This window comes from Bacillus sp. SG20033 (assembly GCF_044570195.1).
Taxonomy (GTDB): domain Bacteria; phylum Bacillota; class Bacilli; order Bacillales; family Bacillaceae; genus Bacillus; species Bacillus subtilis.
The window spans coordinates 3,912,232-3,932,976 of sequence record NZ_CP172606.1 but is presented as its reverse complement, the minus strand read 5'-3'; the positions used below and the strand labels follow the sequence as shown (position 1 = coordinate 3,932,976).

Sequence of the window (20,745 nt, the reverse complement as noted above, 5' to 3'; positions counted from 1 at the left end):
TGTTTTTATATGCTTTTCATGCTGCCGCCATCAGCGGAAATTTGCTGTCCCGTGATGTAGGAGGCTTCCTCAGAGGCAAGAAACGCGGCGAGCGCTGCGGTTTCTTCGGCTGATCCGACCCGTTTCATCGGAATCCCGGAAGCAATCTGTTCCTCTGCTTTCTGTTTGGATATGCTGTTCTTTTTCATCACATTTTCCACAAATTGATGATAACGGTCTGTAGCGATAAAACCAGGATTCAGACAGTTGACAGTAATGTTGTGAGGAGCAAGCTGGATGGAAATATTTTTACTGGCGTTAATTAAAGCGGCATTCATCATACTGTTTGTGAACATGTTGGCGCCGGGTTCTTTCCATAGATTTCCAACAATGTTGATGATTCTGCCAAACTCGTTTTGTTTCATCAGTGAGGAAGCACGCTTGATAGCGTCAATATAGGCAACGGTCTTTTGAGTGAACGTGGCCGTCATATCGTCTATATTGCAGTTATCAAATGTATCAGGCGCGCCGCCCGGGATATTATTAATCAGAACATCAAGCCGTCCGCATTGAGATTCGATTTCCTGAAAAATGCCCGCTCTCGTATGCCGGTCAGACATATCCCCCGCAAGGACAATGACGCTCGCCTCAGGATGCTTGGCCAAAATGTCTTCTTTGACAGATTCAATATTATCCAAATTTCGCGAATTAATGACGAGGGAAAAATGCTGGTCTGCTAATTTCAGAGCGATTGCTTTCCCGATCCCTTGACTGGCTCCCATAACAAATGCGGTTCGTTTTGACAAATAACTGCACCCCTTTGAAAAAATTGGATTATTATCTACATCGTAAGAAAAAACGAAGAAAATAGCAAATTTTATTTAAATTCTGATAAAGGAGGATTGAAAAACTCCCGCCGGATGGGCGGGAGGGGATATTATACATATAGGAATTGAGGAAGTGTATCAAGCGAAAGGTGATTGCCGACAAAGAATGAACCAAATTCGCCATAGCGAGCGCTGACTTCGTCAAAACGCATTTCATACACTAACTTCTTGAATTGAAGGACATCATCGCTGAATAATGTAACGCCCCACTCGTAATCGTCAAAGCCGACAGAGCCGGTGATGATCTGTTTGACTTTGCCCGCATAGCTGCGGCCGATTAAACCGTGGCTTCTCATCAAGTTTCTGCGTTCTTCCATTGAAAGCATATACCAGTTGTCGTTGCCGGATCTTCTTTTATCCATTGGATAGAAGCATACATATTTTGATTCCGGCAGTTCAGGGTAAAGGCGAGCGCGCACATGCGGATTTTCATAAGGATCGCCGTCACCGCTTGCCAAGTAGTTGCTCAGCTCTACCACTGATACGTAGGAGTATGCCGGAATGGTGAACTCAGCAAGTCTTGATTTGTTGAATTCAAGCTCAATTTGATTTAATTCTTCCATTGTAGGACGAAGGATCATCAGCATAAAATCAGCTTTTTGGCCGACGATGCTGTAAAGAGTTTGCGATCCTTTTCCTTCTTTTTGGGCTACGCCCCATTTTTCAAGCAACCCAGTGAATTCATGTATGATAGATTGGCGCTCATCACTGGACAGAAGCTTCCAGGAAGCCCAATCCATTGTGCGGAAATCATGAAGCGCATACCAGCCGTCAAGCGTTTTTGCAGCTTCATTCGTCATTTGCTGTTCACTCATTTATCTTCACTCCCATTATCTTTTCATGATTGCCTTCACTATACCATAGTTTATCCGATTCTACTGTGGAGAAACCTTGAACATCCCTTCCGTATAACTCCATCAAAATAGAAGAACCTATAAGGGAAGATTGAGTCACTTAAATTAGTTAGAAAAATAAGATTTTTTTATGAAAGCGCTATAATGGAAGTTGGCTGTTTGAATTTGATTGGAAGAAGAGTATGCTAGTAAAAGAAAGCGTTTTTGTAACTTTTTGAGGAGGTTTTATTGTGGCAGATTTATTTTCAACAGTGCAAGAAAAAGTAGCTGGAAAAGACGTTAAAATTGTATTTCCTGAAGGCTTAGACGAGCGTATTTTAGAAGCGGTCAGCAAGCTTGCAGGAAACAAAGTGCTAAATCCGATTGTGATCGGCAATGAAAATGAGATCCAAGCAAAAGCAAAAGAATTGAACCTTACGCTGGACGGCGTTAAGATTTATGATCCTCATACATATGAAGGCATGGAAGACCTTGTACAAGCATTTGTAGAACGCCGCAAAGGCAAAGCGACAGAAGAACAGGCTCGTAAAGCATTATTAGACGAGAACTACTTCGGTACAATGCTGGTGTATAAAGGCCTTGCAGACGGACTCGTAAGCGGAGCTGCTCACTCGACAGCTGACACTGTCCGCCCGGCTCTTCAAATCATCAAAACAAAAGAAGGCGTGAAAAAGACTTCAGGCGTGTTCATCATGGCTCGCGGAGAAGAGCAATACGTATTCGCAGATTGCGCGATCAACATTGCACCTGACAGCCAAGACCTTGCCGAGATTGCGATCGAAAGTGCCAATACGGCAAAAATGTTCGACATTGAGCCTCGCGTGGCAATGCTCAGCTTCTCTACAAAAGGCTCAGCAAAATCTGATGAAACAGAAAAAGTAGCGGATGCAGTGAAAATCGCGAAAGAAAAAGCGCCTGAACTGACACTTGACGGCGAATTCCAATTTGATGCTGCATTTGTTCCATCTGTAGCTGAGAAAAAAGCGCCGGATTCCGAGATCAAAGGGGACGCTAACGTATTCGTATTCCCAAGCCTTGAAGCAGGAAACATCGGCTATAAAATCGCTCAGCGTTTGGGCAACTTTGAAGCGGTAGGACCAATCCTGCAAGGTTTAAATATGCCTGTAAACGACCTTTCAAGAGGATGTAACGCTGAAGATGTTTACAATCTCGCATTAATCACAGCGGCGCAAGCACTGTAATAAAAATGAAGACGATGGCAGCTCTCGACCGAGGGCTGCCTTTTTTGCGCTTCCGTATAGCCTTCTTTACCAAGACGGATGATATGAGTACAATAAAGAAAACTAATCATAACCATATATTTCATTAATGACAGGGGTGGGGTTTTTGTATTACGACGTGCTGAAAACGTTTATAGCGGTGGTAGAAGAAAAAAACTTCACAAAAGCGGCGGAAAAGCTGATGATCTCCCAGCCCAGCGTCAGTCTGCATATCAAAAATCTTGAGAAAGAATTTCAAACGGCTCTTCTGAACAGGTCGCCAAAACACTTTACGACAACGCCGACAGGAGACATTTTATATCAAAGAGCAAAGCAAATGGTGTTTCTCTACGAACAAGCCAAGGCTGAAATCTATGCGCATCATCACTATGTGAAGGGCGAATTGAAAATAGCTGCAAGCTTTACAATCGGTGAGTATATTCTTCCGCCGCTATTGGCCCAGCTGCAAAAGCTGTATCCAGAGCTGAATCTAGATGTCATGATTGGTAATACAGAGGAGGTCAGCGAGCGTGTGCGGATGCTTCAGGCTGATATCGGGCTGATTGAAGGACATACAAACGAGAATGAGCTGGAAATTGAACCGTTCATGGAGGATGAAATGTGCATTGCCGCTCCAAATCAGCATCCGCTCGCCGGGCGGAAAGAGATTTCGATCAGCGATTTGCAGAACGAAGCGTGGGTGACAAGAGAGAAAGGCTCCGGGACGAGAGAATATCTCGATCATGTACTCAGTTCAAATGGACTTCGGCCGAAATCAATGTTTACCATCAGCAGCAATCAAGGTGTAAAGGAAGCGGTGATTAACGGCATGGGACTTTCGGTTCTATCCAGAAGCGTGCTGCGTAAGGATTTGATCCACCGCGAAATTTCAATTCTGCATATTAATAATTTCTCGTTAAAGCGCAAGCTGTCTTACATTCATTCTCCTCTCATGGAGAATACAAAAAATAAAGAAATTTTTATTACGATGCTGAAAAGCAATTATCAATCACAGCTGCTGAAATGATATAATAGTTTTCGTTCAATAAGCCTAACATGAAAGGGTTTTACATAGATGGCAAACCAACCGATTGATTTACTGATGCAGCCGAAATGGAGAGTCATTGACCAATCCAGTCTCGGCCCTTTATTTGATGCGAAGCAATCCTTCGCAATGGATGATACGCTATGCATGTCCGTCGGAAAAGGCGTGTCGCCGGCGACAGCGCGCTCATGGGTGCACCACGATACAATTGTCCTTGGAATACAGGATACACGCCTCCCGTTTTTGCAGGATGGTATCTCCTTGCTGGAGAGCGAAGGATACCGTGTGATCGTACGCAATTCCGGCGGTCTTGCCGTCGTATTGGATGACGGTGTTTTAAATATCTCTCTCATATTCGAGGACGAAAAGAAAGGCATCGATATAGACAAAGGATATGAAGCGATGGTCGAGCTGATGAGACGAATGCTGAGACCGTACAACGCAAAGATCGAAGCCTATGAAATTGAAGGGTCTTATTGTCCCGGCAGCTATGACCTCAGTATAAATGGCAAAAAGTTCGCCGGCATCTCTCAGAGACGCGTTCGCGGCGGAGTCGCTGTTCAAATTTATCTCTGTGCAGATAAAAGCGGCAGTGAAAGGGCCGACTTGATCAGACGATTCTATCAAGCGGCGCTGAAAGACAAACAAAACGATAAAAAAGGCGTCTATCCGGAAATACGTCCGGAAACGATGGCGTCCTTAAGTGAGCTTCTGCAAAAAGACATCTCCGTACAAGACTTAATGTTCGCTTTATTGACGGAATTAAAAGCGTTAAGCACCCATCTTTATTCAGCTGGACTGTCCATTGATGAGGAAATGGAATTTGAGAAAAACCTCGTCCGGATGGCTGAGCGGAATGCAAAGGTATTTGGGTGAACGTTCTTCGCATGCCGGCTGTATATGCCGGCATGCATTTTTTATCACAAGCGGCATTTTACCCCAATAATCTTATTTTCAGATAAATCCTTCTTACATACAGATAACCACGACAAAAAGAAAAACGATAAAATGACATCAGCATCCATATTAAAGGAGAGAGGCAGATGAAAGGGAATATTTACAGCCTTTTTGTATTGATTGCGGCTTTTTTCTGGGGGACCACGGGAACCGTTCAGGCATTGGCTCCAGAAAGCGCCACACCGCTGGCATTTGGAGCGTTCAGGTTATTAATAGGAGGAAGCGCCATGCTGCTTGCGGTTTGGGTCAGCCGGGAGCTTCACGTGAAAAATTGGTCATGGCCGCTCGTATTTTTAGCCGCTGTTTGTATGGCGTGTTACCAGCCGCTGTTTTTCACAGCGGTTAAAGAAACGGGAATTGCAGTGGGAACTGTGATTGCCATCGGCAGTGCGCCTATCATTGCCGGGACCCTCGAATGGGCCGTATTGAAGAAACGCCCGCGAAACTCTTGGTGGATTGCGACTGTGCTGGCTTTAGCGGGTTGCTGGCTTCTGTTTTCCGACAGTTCCAATGTTCGGATTGATGTGGCTGGTGTTCTTATGGCGCTTGGAGCGGGTGCTTCTTTTGCAGGCTATACGCTCATCAGTAAAGCGATGATGAAAACCCAGCCTCCGCGAGCGACCTCCGCCGTTGTATTCATGATCAGCGCCATCTTGCTGACGCCGCTATTATGGCAGTCAGATATCTCGTGGATATGGACCCCTAGAGGACTGGGAACAAGCCTTTACATCGGGTTAATTGCAACATGTGCCGCATACTTTTTGTTTGCGAAAGGGCTTACCGGGGTTCCGGCCTCGGCGGCGGTCACGCTGTCTTTAGCTGAACCGCTGACGGCTTCATTGCTTGGCGTGTTTTTCATAGGGGAAATGCTTTCGCCTTCCTCGTGGCTGGGCATTGCGCTTATGATGCTGGGGCTTTTGGTCATTTCTGCTGCGCCTCGGAAACAAAAAACGGCCGAGGCAGCTCACATGTCTTAATAGATTCACATAAGCTTGGCCTCATTTTACAAGAATAGCTGATCCGGCTGCAAAATGAGGAAATTCTCTTTTAACAATAGAAAAGGGGATTTTGCACATGGCGAAAATCCCAAAACAGCTGCCCGTCTTGGGATTTTTCTATGTCATTCCGCTAATTTTTCTAAATTGCCGTTCCGGTCCATTTTGAAGGACGGAGAGGCATGTTCATCTTCTTCAAATAAAACTAGCTTTCTGGCTCTGTTCATAATTTTCACCAAGGTTTCATAATCTTCTTGGATCGTTTTTTGGTCTTTTTCAAGCTTTTGAACTTCTGCCTCTAGCTGCTCTGTTTTGTTTTGCAATTCCTGATTTTCTTTCTTTAAACGCTCGTTTTCCATTTTTAATGCTGATGATTGCTCGTTATTGCCTTCGTAATTCTGCAGGAAGCGGATCACATCATTCATCGTCATCTCAGGCGCAGCTGCAGGCGTTTGAGGAGACAATAAGTGTGATAGACTAGCTAACTCTTCCTTAAAGCTTTCATCAACAAAAGGCATATGTTCGCCAGACATTAAAGGTTGCTCATTTTCGACAGAAGGTGTTTCCGTTTTAACCGGCTCTTCTGCAGCGGTTTCTTGAATGATTTCAGGATCAACGGCAGGAGGCTGATATAATAATCTTTTTTTCGCGGGCTGCCCGTTTCCGAGCGCTCTCATCCGCTGTTTTCGTTGTTTCTTCGCAAGCTGAAGCGCTTTTTCATATTGATGGCGGACCACTGCGTTCCATCTGAATCCGCAGGCTGCGGATGTCCGGTTTAATTTATCGCCGACTTCTTCAAAGGCGTTCAGCTGAGTGCTGCCCTCCCTCACATGCCGAAGCACTGTTTCGGCTAAAAGCAGATCGTTTTCCTCTGACCAAGCGTCTTGTCGCTGTTTTGTCATTTATCTCAACTCCCATTTTTCTTTTCATGGTATTAGAATGTCCAGGTTGGAAAATATTTATACAAATTGGCTGAAAGAATAGGAGATACGAAGGATGGAGCGGCTTGCAGGAACAGTCGAATCCTTGTAAAATGAAGAGTGATGTGATTTTTTTTTGAAACGTGATTTTAGGTTATTCACATAGATGAACATAGAAATGAAGGGAAGCGTACGTCATGGCTAATGAATTTCGAGTGTGTGATGATTGCCAAGCCACTAATATCAAAACATTGCTGCCGCGTTTGAAAGAAGTGGACCCGGACGCAAAGGTTGAGGTAGGATGCCAATCTTATTGCGGGCCCGGACGGAAAAAATCATTTGCTTTTGTGAACAATCGCCCGCTGTCAGCTCCGACAGAGGATGAGCTGATTGACAAAGTAAAAAAGAAAATAAAAAAGTAAAAACATATTTTTTCTTAGCCTCGGCCCTCAGGTCAGGCTTTTTTGCTTCACAAGATGTGTTTTTCATGAAGATGGAACAAATCGCCGGGCAAATTCAAGGATGTTTTCAAAGAATAGAGTCGATATAATAGAAACACGGCTAAAAAAAAGAGGGAATGACGATGGCGTATCCAAATGGAAAATTATCAGAAGAAAAAGTGTTTAAAGATCCGGTGCACCGCTATGTTCATGTTCGGGACAAGCTGATATGGGATTTAATCGGAACCCGTGAATTTCAGCGTCTCCGCAGAATTAAGCAGCTCGGAACGACCTATTTGACGTTCCATGGGGCTGAGCACAGCCGGTTCAACCATTCTCTCGGTGTCTATGAAATTGTCAGAAGAATGGTTGATGACGTCTTTAAAGGCCGCCCTGAATGGGATGACAGTGAGCGCGAACTCTGTTTGGCCGCGGCGCTGCTTCATGACCTCGGGCACGGGCCGTTCTCGCATTCATTTGAAAAGGTCTTTCACCTTGACCACGAGGATTTTACAAGAGGTATCATTTTGGGAGACACGGAGGTTAATCAGGTGCTCAGAAAGGTGAGCCCGGGTTTCCCTCAGGATGTTGCTGAAGTCATTGCCAAAACATATAAAAACAAGCAAGTGGTCAGCCTGATTTCGAGTCAGATTGACGCAGACCGCATGGATTACCTCCAGCGCGACGCATATTATACGGGCGTCAGCTACGGCCATTTTGATATGGAGCGGATTCTTCGGGTGATGCGGCCGCGCGAGGATCAGATCGTCATTAAAGAAAGCGGAATGCACGCTGTCGAAGACTATATCATGAGCCGTTACCAAATGTACTGGCAGGTCTACTTCCATCCTGTGACCAGAAGTGCAGAGGTCATTTTAACGAAGATTCTTCACAGGGCGAAGCAGCTGCACGATGAAGGCTATGTCTTTACTCACGCTCCGGTTCATTTCTATTCTATTTTTGAAGGGAAATTGACACTGGAGGATTATGTAAAGCTGGATGAATCTATTATTTTGTATTACTTCCAGGCCTGGGAGGATGAAGAAGACGCGATTTTATCCGACTTGTGCCGCAGATTCATTAACCGCCAGCTTTTCCAATACGTTGAATTCAATCCGAATGAAGAAATGTCGGCTTATTTTGAGCTGACTTCATTGTTCAAAGAGGCGGGGATCGATCCGAGCTATTATTTGGTCGTTGATTCTTCATCAGATCTGCCATACGATTTTTACCGACCGGGAGAGGAAGAGGAGCGTCTGCCGATCCATCTCTTGACGCAAAACGGCCAAATTAAAGAGCTGTCCAGGCAGTCGGCTATTGTGGAATCCATCTCAGGTAAACGGCGGACGGACCACAAGCTGTACTATCCAAAGGACTTGATTTATGACGGCTCTAAACATCCGGAAGCGAAAATGAAAATCCGGCAGCTGCTGGGACTGACATAGAAATTGGAAAGAAGGAAAAAGGAGATGTCGGGAATTTGTTGAAAGAACATGCAAAACTGATGAAGGTGTTCTCGGATTCTGGAGAAATCATCGGGCGAAAGAAGCTGCAGAAAATGATTTATATCGCCAAGAAAATGCAGTTTCCTTTCTATGAGAAATATGATTTTCACTTTTACGGACCATATTCAGAGGAACTGACGCTCCAGATTGAAGAGCTGTGCAACCTTGGATTTCTGCATGAGGTGAAGGAAAAAAAGGGCGGCTACTTTCAATACCGGTATTCGCTGACTGAGACAGGCTCCGCATTTTTAGACCATGCTGATCTGGACATGCCGGATATGAAAGGCTATATCGACAGTGTAAACAGCCGTTCATCACGGTTTTTAGAGCTGGTTTCCACGATCCTTTACTTTGACGGGCTTGAGGATGAGGAAAAGAAAGAAAAAGTCTTTACCATCAAAAGCAAGCAAAAATATACAAATGAAGAATATGACGAAGCGCTTCAATACATAGAGGAACTGAAGCAGATTTGTTAACCATACCAAGCAAAAGAAATGATCCGTTTCTTTTGCTTTTTTTTTATTGACAAAAGCTGCTAAGAGATTCATTATGGATAATAGTTATCCATAATGAATCAGGAGTGATTAGAATGAAAATGAAATCAGGGATGGAGCAGGCGGTTTCTGTGCTGCTGTTACTGTCACGGCTGCCTGTACAGGCTTCTTTGACGTCAGAGGCTATAAGCCAGCGATTGCGCGTGTCTCCGTCTTACTTGAAGAAGCTGATGAGAACATTAGTTCAAGCCGGTTTGGCAGAATCCTTACCAGGGACGAAGGGCGGTTTTACCCTGACGAAGCCTTTGGCGGACATTACGCTTTATGATGTTTATCAAGCGGTCGAAGGCAGAGGTTCGATGTATCAGGGGAAAGGCCTGCTGCAATCTGTATTTGAGGGTGAAAGTCACTGTGTGCTGGAGACAGTCATGGGGGAAATCGAGGATAAATGGTCCAATCTCATGAAAGAAGAATCCTTGCAGCATGTCATGGACAGAGTCGGGGAATTGTATGATCTTGAAAAAATAGATGATTGGGTAATCAAGCAAGTGAAAGGGCAATTGTAATGAAAAATAGCGGGTCTATACAAGAATCAACATCATCAACAGGCATATCCGTGCTGATCGTGCTCGCTCTTGGTTTTCTCATGGCTACTCTTGATGTAACCGTTGTAAATGTGGCGATGGCTGATATGAAAAACACTCTTTCAATGTCACTTTCAGGTGTAACGTGGGTTGTGGACGGGTACATTCTTACTTTTGCGTCGCTTCTGCTGGCGGGCGGAGCCTTGGCTGACCGTTTCGGCTCGAAGACGATCTATATCTTGGGTCTAGCCGTTTTTGTTCTGGCCTCCTGTTTATGCGCTGCATCTATAAATGGGCAGATGCTGATTGCCGGACGTCTCATACAGGGAATTGGAGCAGCTTTGTTTATGCCAAGCTCACTCAGCCTTTTGGCTGCCTCTTACCCTGATGAGCGGGTGCGGGCGAGAATGTTTGGACTGTGGGCCGCGCTTGTTTCCGCCGCTTCAGGCCTCGGGCCCTTTATCGGGGGAGTGCTGGTACAGTTGGCGGGCTGGCAGAGTATTTTTCTGATCAATGTGCCAATAGGGGCTGCTGCGCTCATTTCAGCTTACCGAATCCTCAGCCGCGTTCCGGAAAAAAGCAGCCGCGTGAACATCATCGGGCATCTGCTTGGCATGATGGCTCTCGGGTTTCTTTCCTATGCTTTGATACAGGGGCCTTCAGCGGGCTGGCGCTCGCCAGTGATTCTTGTAGCATTTACTGCAGCGATTTTGGCATTTGTGCTATTTTTGCTGCGGGAAATTTCTGCAAAAGCACCCATCCTGCCGGCGTCCTTATACAAAAACGGCCGCTTCTCAGCTGCCCAATTTATCGGGTTTTTGCTGAATTTCGCCCTTTTTGGCGGCATGTTTATGCTCAGCCTTTTTTTGCAGGAAGCAGGAGGGGCAAGTTCCTTTATGGCTGGAGTGGAGCTGCTGCCGATGATGGCCGTCTTCGTGATCGGCAATCTGCTGTTTGCCCGTCTGGCGAATCGGTTTGAAGCCGGGCAGCTTATGTTTGTATCAATGGCGGTCAGCTGTATCATTGCATTGCTGTTGTTTGTGCTGATTTCTCCGGATTTTCCTTATTGGCAGCTGGCGGTGTTGATGTCTGTTATGAACCTCTGTACCGGTATTACAGTTCCTGCCATGACAACTGTGATCATGCAGGCTGCCGGGCAAAGGCATGCGAATATCGCCGGTGCGGCGTTAAATGCAAACCGGCAAATCGGAGCCTTGGTCGGCGTAGCGATAACCGGGGTGATTATTCATCTGTCCGCCACTTGGTATGCCGGTGCCGGGTTTACGTTTTTGATGATGGGAGCGGCATACAGCCTCGCTGCATTGCTTGTATGGCTGTTTCTGGCTGCCCATAACGGGACTGCCGCGTCAGAAAAAATGTAAATCACTGATTGCGCTTTGTGGGAATATATAGTAAGATATAAAAAATTATTGAAACAACAGGCACTGATAAGGACACGAGATGCTTTTTACGGTTTCCAGAGAGGGAAGGACAGCTGAGATCTTCCTAACGCAGGGAAAGCAGCTTACCGCCTTTGAGCCGTATCGGGGAAATCAAGTATCCGATACCGTCATGCTGCGTTACAGCACCGAGCCGGCAACATAGCGCTTGTCGGGAATTTGGGTGGAACCACGGATGATCAACACATTCGTCCCTTTTAGAGGGATGGGTGTGTTTTTTTATATGAACTACATAAATGCGTTGAAAAGGACACGAATGATAGTTACGGTTTTCAGAGAGGGAAGGAAAGGTGAGAGCTTCCCAGCTTAGGAGTATCATTTACCGCCTTGGAGCAGCATTGGGGAACTGAAGTATCCAATGCCGTCTATGCTGCGTTACAGCACCGAGCCGACAACATCGCGTTTGTCGGGAACTTGGGTGGAACCACGGGTTAATCACACACTCGTCCCTATCTGCGGGACGGGTGTGTTTTTTTATGAATTGAATACATGCGATGATAAGGACATGAATGATAGTTACGGTTTTCAGAGAGGGAAGGAAAGGTGAGAGCTTCCCAGCTTAGGAATATCATTTACCGCCTTGGAGCAGCATTGGGGAACTGAAGTAACCAATGCCGTCTATGCTGCGTTACAGCACCGAGCCGACAATATCGTATTTGTCGGGAACTTGGGTGGAACCACGGGTTAATCACACACTCGTCCCTATCTGCGGGACGGGTGTGTTTTTTTATATACAACAATGAATAAGGAGTGTTCTAAAATGAGTAAACATGTACACATTCAGCTTCCGGACGGACAGATCCAGGAATATCCGAAAGGCATCACAATCAAAGAAGCGGCTGGTTCTATCAGTTCCAGTCTGCAAAAGAAGGCGGCTGCAGGTCAGGTCAATGGCAAGCTTGTTGATCTCAGTTTCAAGCTGGAGGAGGATGCTGAGCTTTCGATTGTTACACTCGATTCACAAGAAGGCTTGCAGGTGCTTCGCCACACATCAGCGCATGTGCTGGCCCAAGCAGTAAAACGGCTGTACGGCGAAGTGTCATTGGGGGTAGGGCCAGTGATTCTAGACGGCTTCTACTATGACATGAAGCTGGGGAAAAGCTTGGCATCAGGAGACTTAGAGGCCATCGAAAAAGAAATGGAACACATAATAAATGAGAACCTTGAAATCAAACGTATGGAGGTTTCTTACGAAGAGGCTGAAGAGCTGTTTGCACAAAAAGGCGAGCGGCTTAAGCTTGAGATTTTAAAGGATATTCCGCGCGGGGAGGATATCACGCTGTACCAGCAAGGGGAATTCGTTGACCTGTGCCGCGGGCCGCATCTTCCTTCTACAGGGATGATCAAGGCGTTCAAACTGACAAGAGTATCAGGCGCTTATTGGCGCGGAGACAGCAAAAATGAAGTCCTGCAGCGGGTGTACGGGGTTGCGTTTCAAAAGAAAAAAGATTTGGATGCGCACCTGCATATGCTGGAAGAAGCGGCAAAACGAGACCATCGCAAGCTCGGCAAACAGTTAGGGCTGTTTATGTTTTCTGAAGAAGCGCCGGGGATGCCGTTTTATTTGCCGAAAGGGCAGATTGTCCGCAATGAGCTGGAACGCTTCTCGCGTGAACTGCAAACAAATGCCGGCTACGATGAGGTGCGTACGCCGTTTATGATGAATCAGCGGTTATGGGAGCAGTCAGGCCATTGGGACCATTATCGCGACAATATGTACTTTTCAGAAGTGGATGATACAAGATTCGCAATGAAGCCGATGAATTGCCCCGGCCACATGCTCATCTTTAAAAACAGCCTGTATTCTTATCGGGATCTGCCGATTCGCATGGCGGAATTCGGACAGGTGCACCGCCATGAATACAGCGGCGCTTTAAACGGAATGCTTCGCGTTCGGACGTTCTGTCAGGATGACGCCCATATTTTCGTTCGGGAGGATCAGATTGAGAGTGAGATCAAAGAAGCGATTCGGCTGATTGATGAGGTATATCGGACATTTGGTTTCGAGTATTCAGTTGAGCTTTCGACTCGCCCGGAGGATTCATTAGGCGATGACAGCCTTTGGGAAGCGTCGGAACGTGCCTTAGCACGCGTCCTTGAGGAGCTTGGCCTCTCTTATGAGATCAATGAAGGTGATGGGGCGTTTTACGGGCCGAAAATTGATTTCCACATAAAAGATGCCCTGAAACGGAGCCACCAATGTGCGACAATTCAGCTTGATTTTCAAATGCCGGAAAAATTTGATTTAACATATATCAACGAACACAATGAAAAGGTTCGTCCCGTTGTCATCCACAGAGCGGTTTTCGGCTCGATCGACCGTTTCTTCGGTATTTTGATCGAGCATTACGGCGGGGCTTTCCCAGTCTGGCTCGCACCGGTCCAGGTTCAAATCATACCGGTTTCGCACGTTCACTTAGACTATTGCAGAAAGGTGCAGGCGGAGCTGAAGCAGGCGGGGATAAGAGCCGGCATTGATGAGCGCAATGAGAAGCTCGGCTATAAAATCAGAGAATCGCAGGTGCAGAAAATCCCGTACGTGCTGGTGCTTGGAGATCATGAGGAGCAGGAGAATGCGGTAAACGTCCGCCAATTCGGACATCAGCAGAGTGAACACGTTCCTTTCCAAACTTTTAAAGATAAACTTGTCAAACAGGTGGAAAATCGAGGCATGTAGGATAAAAGCTGTGAATTCACATTTTGCTTTTTTGACTTTCCCTATTCGGAATCAGTAAAATAATAAGTAAATCATATCGTTCGTATGTTATGAATGCATCTCGAAATGGGGAAATTTACATGGACCATGACAAACTGGAAGCAAATTTGCTGGATCACGCACTTACAAAATATTTGAAAAGCACGAAGCAATTAGATGAAGCCACCGTTCCGAAACACGTGAATAATGTAAGAGGGTTTATTCTGCGGATCATATACAGACATGGGAGCTGCACCATAAAGGATATTTTGAAGGAGGTCACACTGTCTCCCTCTGCCACGACCACAGCTCTGAATCATTTAGAGCAGGAAGGGTTTATTGAGAGATCCAGAAATAACAATGACCGCCGCACTGTATGGATTACGCTTTCTGAATCGGGCCGGGGAGCGGCTGAACAAATGATCGAAAACCGCCAGCAGCTGATTGACGGCATGTTTGAACGTTTAACAGCCGAAGAGAAAGAGACGTTCTTGGCGATTATTGCGAAGCTGGCTCAATAGGGATAATAAAAGCCGGTGCGCGAAGCGCCGGCTTTATAGAGATTATTCCATATCGCTCAGGCGTTTGCCTGCGACGGCATAATGGTCTTTTCTCATTTCTTCTATAAAGACAACAATTTTTTCTTCAGAAGCACCGGTTGTTTCCTTTACGGCTTCTGTTACTTTCTCGACAAGATTGCGTTTTTGCTCGTCTGTACGGCCTTCGAGCATTTTGACAGTTACGTATGGCATGGGTGCTGAATCCTCCTTTATCTCGTTTCCTCTCTTTAGAAAAAGAGGCTTCTTATAGTATACTGAATAAAGTAAATTCTTGCATTTTGAGAAAGAGGGATATCTCACTTGGACCGTTTTTTATATTATCCGTTATCTTTAATGCCATACCTCGTCATCACGCTAATTGTGTCGTTTACGATGCACGAGCTTGCCCACGCTTATGTCGCATACAAATTCGGTGACGATACGGCGAAAAAACAAGGAAGACTGACGCTGAATCCCATTAAACACCTTGATCCGTTCGGAACCATTTTGATTCTGGTGGCCGGATTCGGGTGGGCTCGTCCCATTCCCGTGAATCGCCGCTTCTTTAAGAAACCCCGGCTTGCTGGTGTGCTCGTATCTATAGCCGGGCCCGTCAGTAACCTGATTCTTGCGTTTATTGGTTTCTTTTTGTTAGTGTTGATGCATGCGTACGGAATGGAAATGCTTGCGGCGTTCAGCACGGGGCTGGATCAGTTTTTTTCTATTTGGATACAGCTGAATCTTGTCTTGTTTTTATTTAATCTGCTGCCGCTTCCTCCGCTCGATGGCTATCGAATTATAGAAGATCTCGTTCCGCCGGGCGTGCGTGCCAAAATGACGCAGGCGGAGAGCTACGGCTTTATCGTGTTTTTGGTGCTGTTTGTGACACCGCTCGGATCTTACGTGCTGTGGCCGATGCTCAATGCAGGAAGAGATTCGATTTTAAAGCTGTTTTCAGCGATATTTCAACCGCTTTTGTAGGAGGTAGAACTTCATGGAAGAAAAAAAGAAAAAATCAATCGGGTTTAATATTATCAAAAGTGATCCGACAGACGGACACGGCGGTTTTGGCGTAGGGGCACTCAGCCTTGATAACATTTCTCCCGTATTCGTTGATGTAGAAGAAAAAGAAGCGTTCGTAGACATCGGCGCCATGCATGCCCGCAGCACCGTTGAAAAAGGAATTAAATTTCTCCCGAATAAAGAAGAAGTTCCGAACGGAAAACCATACTGGCTTGTGTGGGTAACGATTGACAGAAAAGAAGAGGGGCCTTATTACGCTGGTGTGACAGCTTGTGAAATGACGGTCGACAGAAGCATCAGAAGAGGCTACAAGTCGCTGCCTGAGCATGTGAATTTGATGGATAAATCCATGAAACGGAAAATCATCGTTGATAAAATGGACGACAGCTCGAAGCGTGTACTAGGCGAATTTCTGAAAAAGCATGATCAGGGCCTATGGGACCGTTCATCAGATGAATTAAAAACAAGCCTGCTTCCGGAAGATGATTAATTTGTGAATTTTCTGTGAACTTTTAAAGTATTTGAGATATTTTTCGTAAACATTGAGTAAACTGGTGATACAGAAATAGGACATGGAAAATCCCGAGCCGAAACAAGACTCGGGGTTTTTCATTTTTAGGGGGATATGATGTACGAAACCATTCGAGTCGGCGATTGGTTGATAAAAGCCGACGTGGAAGAAACGAGAAAGCAATATGAGAAAGATATAGAGGATATGTGTGAATGCGGTAACTGTCTTAACTATTACGAGGCAGTGAATGAACTGCCAGTCCAAAAAGCACAAGTATTAGAAAGTTTCGGCCTCATTCCGTCCAAATGCACAGATATAAATTATCATGGGGTAAAAGATCATCTGCACTTTTATATAGCGAGTTATTTTATAGTAGGCCGTATTGTTGAAGGAAAACAAGAATGGAATCCGAAAAAGATTGATTTCTCGTGGCATATTTCATTTTCAGTGCCGCAACACCAAATTTACATTCCTAAGGGTTTTCCAAAACCAATTATTCAGCTCGATTGTGTTACGCTTCTTCCATGGGTCATTGACCAACCATACGAATAACCCGGCCTCCGAGGAGCCGGGTTATTTTCAATGATGTCGCCCCAGCCATTTGTCCCACCATTTTTTCTCGGAAGCGGGCTTTTCTTTGGATGGAAGCCGGTCTTTTGTTTGTTTTGCGGGTTCTGCCCCGTAGCACACGTTTGCTGGTTCTGTGCCTTTCACAAAATATGTGTAATGCTTAGCGGCGCAGCCGGGACCTGATGAGTAGCCTGTTTCCGGATCAATGTACACACCGGTTACGCCTTTTGGCGGCTTGAACGCGGTTTCTGGTTCGCCTTTGAGCGCGTCCTCCATGAAGTCCGCCCAAATGGTTTTAGCATAGCTTTTTTCTTCGACCGAGTCGATGGTGCTGTTTTTGTCATAGCCGGTCCAAACACCTGCGGCCAGCTTCGGATTGAAGCCGATCATCCAGCTGTCTGCGCTGGTGGTTCCTGATTTTCCGGCATACGTTCTTGTCAGGCGGTTGGCTATCGTTCGCCCCGTAACCGACGTATATCCATTTAAATCGGTATCAAACATGCCTGTCATCATACTCGCTGTGACAAAAGCGGCTTTTTCATCAAGCACCTGTTTATGCTGATTCGGGTTTTCGTACAGCACGTGGCCGGCTGCATCCGTTACTCTTGAAATAAAAGTCGGTTCGATTTTCTTTCCGCCATTTGCGAGCATGGCATAGGCGTTGACCATCTCAATCGGGCGTACGGGTTCGGTGCCGAGTGCCAGAGACGGCAGTGCTTGAAGATGGGCGGTAATGCCGAATTCCTTTGCCGTCTTTACAAGTTTGTTCGTGCCGAGAAAAAGATGCGTTTTCACAGCGTAAATATTGTCGGAAAGCGCCAGCGCCTGCAGAAGCGTAATCGGCTTGTTGGCGTAGTATCCGTTATAGTTGCTTGGAGAATAGGTTTCTCCCTTTGCGTCAATTTGAAACTCGGTTTCTTCGCTTTTCATCAAAGTGACTGGCGTAAATCCGCTCTGAATCGCTTTATAGTACAGCAACGGCTTGATCGTCGAAGCAGGCTGGCGCTTCGCCTGTGTCGTCCGGTCAAACGGGCTTTTTTGATAATCCCTGCCGCCGACAAGGGCGAGAACGTTTCCGGTGCGGGGATCAATGGCTGAAAACCCGACTTGAATGTCAGATCCCCCGTTAACCGTTTCGGTAATGGTCTCCTCGGCGATGCGCTGCATCCGTTTATCTACCGTTGTATAGACGTTTAACCCGCTCGTTTCAATTTGCTCCCGTGTCATGCCGAGCTTTTTTTCCAGCTCTCTCATCGCATTGTCATAGAAGTAAGGAGCCTTTCTCTTGGAAACTTGTTTATTCAAAGGCTGATAGGAAAGAGGTTCCTTGATCAATTCATCCGCTTTCTTTTGGCTGATCATCTGCTGCTTTTCCATCATCCGCACAATCGTTTTCTGGCGTTCCTTGGCCTTCGTCTCATTGACATACGGTGAATAGCCGGAAGGGCCTTTCGGGATTCCTGCCAAAAGCGCCGCCTCCGCATCCGTCAGGTTTTTGGCATGCTTGCCGAAATACAGGCGGGAAGCTGCTTCAATGCCGTAGGCGCCGTGTCCGTAGTAAATCGTATTTAAATAGCCTTCTAATATCTCGTCCTTAGAATAGTTTTGTTCCAGACGGATCGTGTAGAACGCCTCATTCCATTTCCGTTTCCACGTTTTGTCGTGTTCAAGGTATAAGTTTCTCGCATATTGCTGGGTGATGGTGCTTGCACCCTGAACCTTGGCAAATGCTTTCAGGTCAGCAAGCGCCGCGCCGGCCATGCGTTTATAATCAAAGCCGTGATGATCGTAGAAATTCTGGTCTTCAATCGCCACTGTCGCTTTTACGATCGTCGGATTCATGTCCTTTAAGGGGACCCAATAGCGCTTTTCGCCGTAGTTCGTTTCCCCGAGCTTTGAGCCGTCACTCGCATACAAAATCGTGGATTGCGGCACTTGCACCGAGGGAGCGCCCTGGTATTTGGCTATCAAAATGACAGTCATAAACACGGCAGCTGCCGCCAAGGCCGCAAAAGCCCCTAAAAAGATAAAGGCGCGAACGGTTTTCAGCGTCAGTCTCAGCCGTTTATTTGTCATTGCATCCACAACGGGTTCCCCCTTTTTTTATGTTTCTACTATTATGAGAAAAAAAGATCGTTTTTAAACATCGCAGAACAGGACGCATCTTTACTTTTTCCCCGCCATCCTCTATACTTTTTCCTTAGGTGAAAATGAGATTTCAACCGAGAATAAAAGCTGATAAGACGCTTACAATAAATGAATACAGCCTCGAAAGGGAGATGACAATTGAGCGAACTTTGGTACACAGAGAAGCAGACGAAAAACTTTGGCATTACGATGAAGGTTAACAAAACGTTACATACAGAACAAACGGAGTTTCAGCATTTAGAAATGGTGGAAACAGAAGAGTTCGGCAACATGCTGTTTTTAGACGGCATGGTGATGACATCTGAAAAAGACGAATTCGTTTATCACGAAATGGTGGCGCATGTGCCATTATTTACGCACCCAAATCCGGAGCACGTTCTCGTAGTCGGCGGCGGTGATGGCGGCGTTATCAGAGAAATCCTGAAGCACCCAAGCGTGAAAAAGGCAACACTTGTAGATATTGACGGCAAGGTTATCGAATACTCTAAAAAGTTCCTTCCTTCTATCGCAGGCAAACTGGATGATCCGCGCGTTGACGTGCAGGTAGATGACGGATTTATGCACATTGCAAAATCTGAAAATCAATACGACGTCATCATGGTAGATTCAACTGAACCAGTCGGACCGGCTGTAAACCTGTTTACAAAAGGATTCTACGCAGGAATCGCAAAAGCGCTGAAAGAAGACGGTATTTTCGTTGCGCAGACGGACAACCCATGGTTTACACCGGAATTAATCACAAATGTACAGCGCGACGTGAAGGAAATCTTCCCGATTACGAAGCTGTATACGGCGAACATTCCGACATATCCAAGCGGTTTGTGGACATTTACAATTGGCTCGAAAAAATATGATCCGCTTGCAGTGGAAGACAGCCGTTTCTTCGATATTGAGACGAAATATTACACAAAAGATATTCATAAAGCGGCATTTGTTCTGCCGAAATTTGTGAGTGACCTGATTAAATAATGAAGGTATGGCGCAGGAGCGAATCTTGCGCTTTTTTACAGGAAAGCGAGGGTATTATAGATGAGATTTGATGAAGCTTATTCAGGAAAAGTATTTATCGCGAGCCGTCCCGAGTGGGAAGAAGCGGACGCCATTCTTTACGGCATGCCGATGGACTGGACAGTCAGCTATCGCCCGGGCTCACGCTTTGGTCCAAGCAGAATCCGTGAGGTGTCAATCGGCCTTGAGGAATACAGCCCATATTTAGACCGCGATCTGGCTGACTTGAACTTCTTTGACGCCGGCGACATTCCGCTGCCGTTCGGAAATCCGCAGAGAAGCCTTGATATGATTGAGGAATACGTGGACAGCATTTTAGAAAAAGGGAAGTTCCCGATGGGTATGGGCGGGGAGCACCTCGTGTCATGGCCTGTCATTAAAGCGATGTACAAGAAATACCCAGACCTTGCGATTATCCATTTTGACGCACATACAGATCTTCGTGTTGATTATGAGGGAGAACCGCTTTCTCACTCCACGCCGATCCGTAAGGCGGCAGAATTGATCGGACCGCACAATGTGTATTCATTCGGAATCCGTTCCGGCATGAAAGAAGAGTTTGAATGGGCGAAGGAAAACGGCATGCACATCTCAAAATTTGAAGTGCTTGAACCGCTAAAAGAGGTGCTTCCGAAGCTGGCGGGCCGTCCGGTTTATGTCACAATTGACATTGACGTATTAGACCCTGCACACGCACCGGGTACAGGAACGGTTGACGCCGGCGGCATCACGTCTAAAGAACTGCTTGCATCCGTCCATGAAATTGCGCGTTCAGAGGTAAACGTAAAGGGCGCTGATTTAGTGGAAGTCGCACCGGTGTATGACCACTCAGAGCAAACGGCAAACACAGCCAGCAAAATCATCCGTGAAATGCTGCTTGGTTTTGTGAAATAAGTAAACATCCAGACGAT

Annotated in this window: 22 protein-coding genes and 2 other annotated features; of the genes, 17 read left to right on the top strand and 5 right to left on the bottom strand. The window is 46.1% G+C overall.

Annotation, left to right across the window (positions count from 1 at the left end; genetic code table 11):
• Positions 1 to 5: 5 nt before the first annotated feature.
• Both bacG and hemQ read right to left on the bottom strand, forming a co-directional pair.
• Entirely contained in the window at positions 6 to 785 is a 780-nt protein-coding gene (gene bacG / locus ACFVP7_RS20670) for an NADPH-dependent reductase BacG (protein WP_029726228.1), read from the bottom strand.
• Between the two features lie 131 nt (positions 786 to 916).
• Positions 917 to 1,681, bottom strand: coding sequence for a hydrogen peroxide-dependent heme synthase (gene hemQ, locus ACFVP7_RS20665; RefSeq protein WP_003242896.1), 765 nt, complete (start codon positions 1,679 to 1,681; stop codon positions 917 to 919).
• Between the two features lie 269 nt (positions 1,682 to 1,950).
• Here hemQ and pta point away from each other — a divergent pair, with 269 nt between their 5' ends.
• The 4 genes from pta (at position 1,951) to ACFVP7_RS20645 (ending at position 5,919) form a co-directional block, all read left to right on the top strand.
• Complete coding sequence (gene pta / locus ACFVP7_RS20660) at positions 1,951 to 2,922, top strand: phosphate acetyltransferase (protein ID WP_003235941.1); 972 nt, start codon at positions 1,951 to 1,953, stop codon at positions 2,920 to 2,922.
• A gap of 145 nt (positions 2,923 to 3,067) precedes the next feature.
• The gene (cysL, locus tag ACFVP7_RS20655; protein WP_003243173.1) at positions 3,068 to 3,967 is read left to right on the top strand and encodes a cysJI operon transcriptional regulator CysL; all 900 of its coding nucleotides are present in this window, start codon (positions 3,068 to 3,070) and stop codon (positions 3,965 to 3,967) included.
• A gap of 48 nt (positions 3,968 to 4,015) precedes the next feature.
• Positions 4,016 to 4,861 carry an octanoyl-[GcvH]:protein N-octanoyltransferase gene (ywfL, locus tag ACFVP7_RS20650; RefSeq protein WP_003227511.1) on the top strand — a complete coding sequence of 282 codons (846 nt, stop codon included), beginning with the start codon at positions 4,016 to 4,018 and terminating at the stop codon, positions 4,859 to 4,861.
• A gap of 167 nt (positions 4,862 to 5,028) precedes the next feature.
• Entirely contained in the window at positions 5,029 to 5,919 is an 891-nt protein-coding gene (locus ACFVP7_RS20645) for a carboxylate/amino acid/amine transporter (protein ID WP_015250976.1), read from the top strand.
• A 143-nt stretch (positions 5,920 to 6,062) separates the two neighbouring features.
• Here the strand turns inward: ACFVP7_RS20645 and rsfA are convergent, their stop codons facing one another.
• Complete coding sequence (gene rsfA, locus ACFVP7_RS20640; protein WP_003227516.1) at positions 6,063 to 6,839, bottom strand: prespore-specific transcription regulator RsfA; 777 nt, start codon at positions 6,837 to 6,839, stop codon at positions 6,063 to 6,065.
• 215 nt (positions 6,840 to 7,054) lie between these two features.
• Between rsfA and ACFVP7_RS20635 the strand changes: the two genes are divergently transcribed.
• The 8 genes from ACFVP7_RS20635 (at position 7,055) to ACFVP7_RS20600 (ending at position 14,556) form a co-directional block, all read left to right on the top strand.
• A complete protein-coding gene (locus ACFVP7_RS20635; protein ID WP_003222050.1) occupies positions 7,055 to 7,279 on the top strand; it encodes a DUF1450 domain-containing protein in 225 nt (74 codons plus the stop codon).
• 161 nt (positions 7,280 to 7,440) lie between these two features.
• Positions 7,441 to 8,742: an HD domain-containing protein gene (locus tag ACFVP7_RS20630; RefSeq protein ID WP_163117066.1), complete on the top strand. Its 1,302-nt coding sequence runs from the start codon at positions 7,441 to 7,443 to the stop codon at positions 8,740 to 8,742.
• 35 nt (positions 8,743 to 8,777) lie between these two features.
• The gene (locus ACFVP7_RS20625) at positions 8,778 to 9,278 is read left to right on the top strand and encodes a YwgA family protein (protein WP_003227524.1); all 501 of its coding nucleotides are present in this window, start codon (positions 8,778 to 8,780) and stop codon (positions 9,276 to 9,278) included.
• A 113-nt stretch (positions 9,279 to 9,391) separates the two neighbouring features.
• Positions 9,392 to 9,862 (top strand): Rrf2 family transcriptional regulator, encoded by a 471-nt coding sequence (locus tag ACFVP7_RS20620; RefSeq protein WP_072175776.1) that lies wholly within the window; start codon positions 9,392 to 9,394, stop codon positions 9,860 to 9,862.
• A complete protein-coding gene (locus ACFVP7_RS20615; protein ID WP_396582809.1) occupies positions 9,862 to 11,262 on the top strand; it encodes an MFS transporter in 1,401 nt (466 codons plus the stop codon). The genes ACFVP7_RS20620 and ACFVP7_RS20615 overlap by 1 nt, the downstream gene beginning before the upstream one ends.
• 79 nt (positions 11,263 to 11,341) lie before the next feature.
• A complete protein-coding gene (locus ACFVP7_RS20610; RefSeq protein WP_019716087.1) occupies positions 11,342 to 11,485 on the top strand; it encodes a hypothetical protein in 144 nt (47 codons plus the stop codon).
• Positions 11,486 to 11,572: 87 nt separating this feature from the next.
• Positions 11,573 to 11,794: a binding site (T-box leader), on the top strand.
• A 31-nt stretch (positions 11,795 to 11,825) separates the two neighbouring features.
• Positions 11,826 to 12,047 (top strand) — a binding site (T-box leader).
• Positions 12,048 to 12,100: 53 nt separating this feature from the next.
• The gene (gene thrS, locus ACFVP7_RS20605; protein ID WP_124059363.1) at positions 12,101 to 14,017 is read left to right on the top strand and encodes a threonine--tRNA ligase; all 1,917 of its coding nucleotides are present in this window, start codon (positions 12,101 to 12,103) and stop codon (positions 14,015 to 14,017) included.
• Between the two features lie 119 nt (positions 14,018 to 14,136).
• Complete coding sequence (locus tag ACFVP7_RS20600) at positions 14,137 to 14,556, top strand: MarR family transcriptional regulator (RefSeq protein ID WP_003227535.1); 420 nt, start codon at positions 14,137 to 14,139, stop codon at positions 14,554 to 14,556.
• A 42-nt stretch (positions 14,557 to 14,598) separates the two neighbouring features.
• Here the strand turns inward: ACFVP7_RS20600 and ACFVP7_RS20595 are convergent, their stop codons facing one another.
• The gene (locus ACFVP7_RS20595; RefSeq protein WP_003222038.1) at positions 14,599 to 14,787 is read right to left on the bottom strand and encodes a 2-hydroxymuconate tautomerase; all 189 of its coding nucleotides are present in this window, start codon (positions 14,785 to 14,787) and stop codon (positions 14,599 to 14,601) included.
• Positions 14,788 to 14,895: 108 nt separating this feature from the next.
• Between ACFVP7_RS20595 and ACFVP7_RS20590 the strand changes: the two genes are divergently transcribed.
• From ACFVP7_RS20590 to ACFVP7_RS20580, 3 genes are all read left to right on the top strand, one after another.
• On the top strand, positions 14,896 to 15,555 hold the full coding sequence (locus ACFVP7_RS20590) for a site-2 protease family protein (protein ID WP_003243167.1): 660 nt from the start codon (positions 14,896 to 14,898) through the stop codon (positions 15,553 to 15,555).
• 13 nt (positions 15,556 to 15,568) lie between these two features.
• Entirely contained in the window at positions 15,569 to 16,087 is a 519-nt protein-coding gene (locus ACFVP7_RS20585) for a YwhD family protein (RefSeq protein WP_014478300.1), read from the top strand.
• A gap of 135 nt (positions 16,088 to 16,222) precedes the next feature.
• Positions 16,223 to 16,660, top strand: a complete 438-nt coding sequence (locus ACFVP7_RS20580; RefSeq protein WP_031601096.1) for a hypothetical protein — start codon at positions 16,223 to 16,225, stop codon at positions 16,658 to 16,660.
• 27 nt (positions 16,661 to 16,687) lie between these two features.
• On the opposite strand, the gene ACFVP7_RS20575 is transcribed toward ACFVP7_RS20580, so the two are convergent.
• A complete protein-coding gene (locus ACFVP7_RS20575; RefSeq protein WP_144500474.1) occupies positions 16,688 to 18,763 on the bottom strand; it encodes a transglycosylase domain-containing protein in 2,076 nt (691 codons plus the stop codon).
• 201 nt (positions 18,764 to 18,964) lie between these two features.
• Here ACFVP7_RS20575 and speE point away from each other — a divergent pair, with 201 nt between their 5' ends.
• Together speE and speB are read left to right on the top strand one after the other, a co-directional pair.
• Entirely contained in the window at positions 18,965 to 19,795 is an 831-nt protein-coding gene (gene speE, locus ACFVP7_RS20570) for a spermidine synthase (RefSeq protein WP_003227543.1), read from the top strand.
• 60 nt (positions 19,796 to 19,855) lie between these two features.
• On the top strand, positions 19,856 to 20,728 hold the full coding sequence (gene speB, locus ACFVP7_RS20565; protein ID WP_003227545.1) for an agmatinase: 873 nt from the start codon (positions 19,856 to 19,858) through the stop codon (positions 20,726 to 20,728).
• Positions 20,729 to 20,745 lie beyond the last annotated feature (17 nt).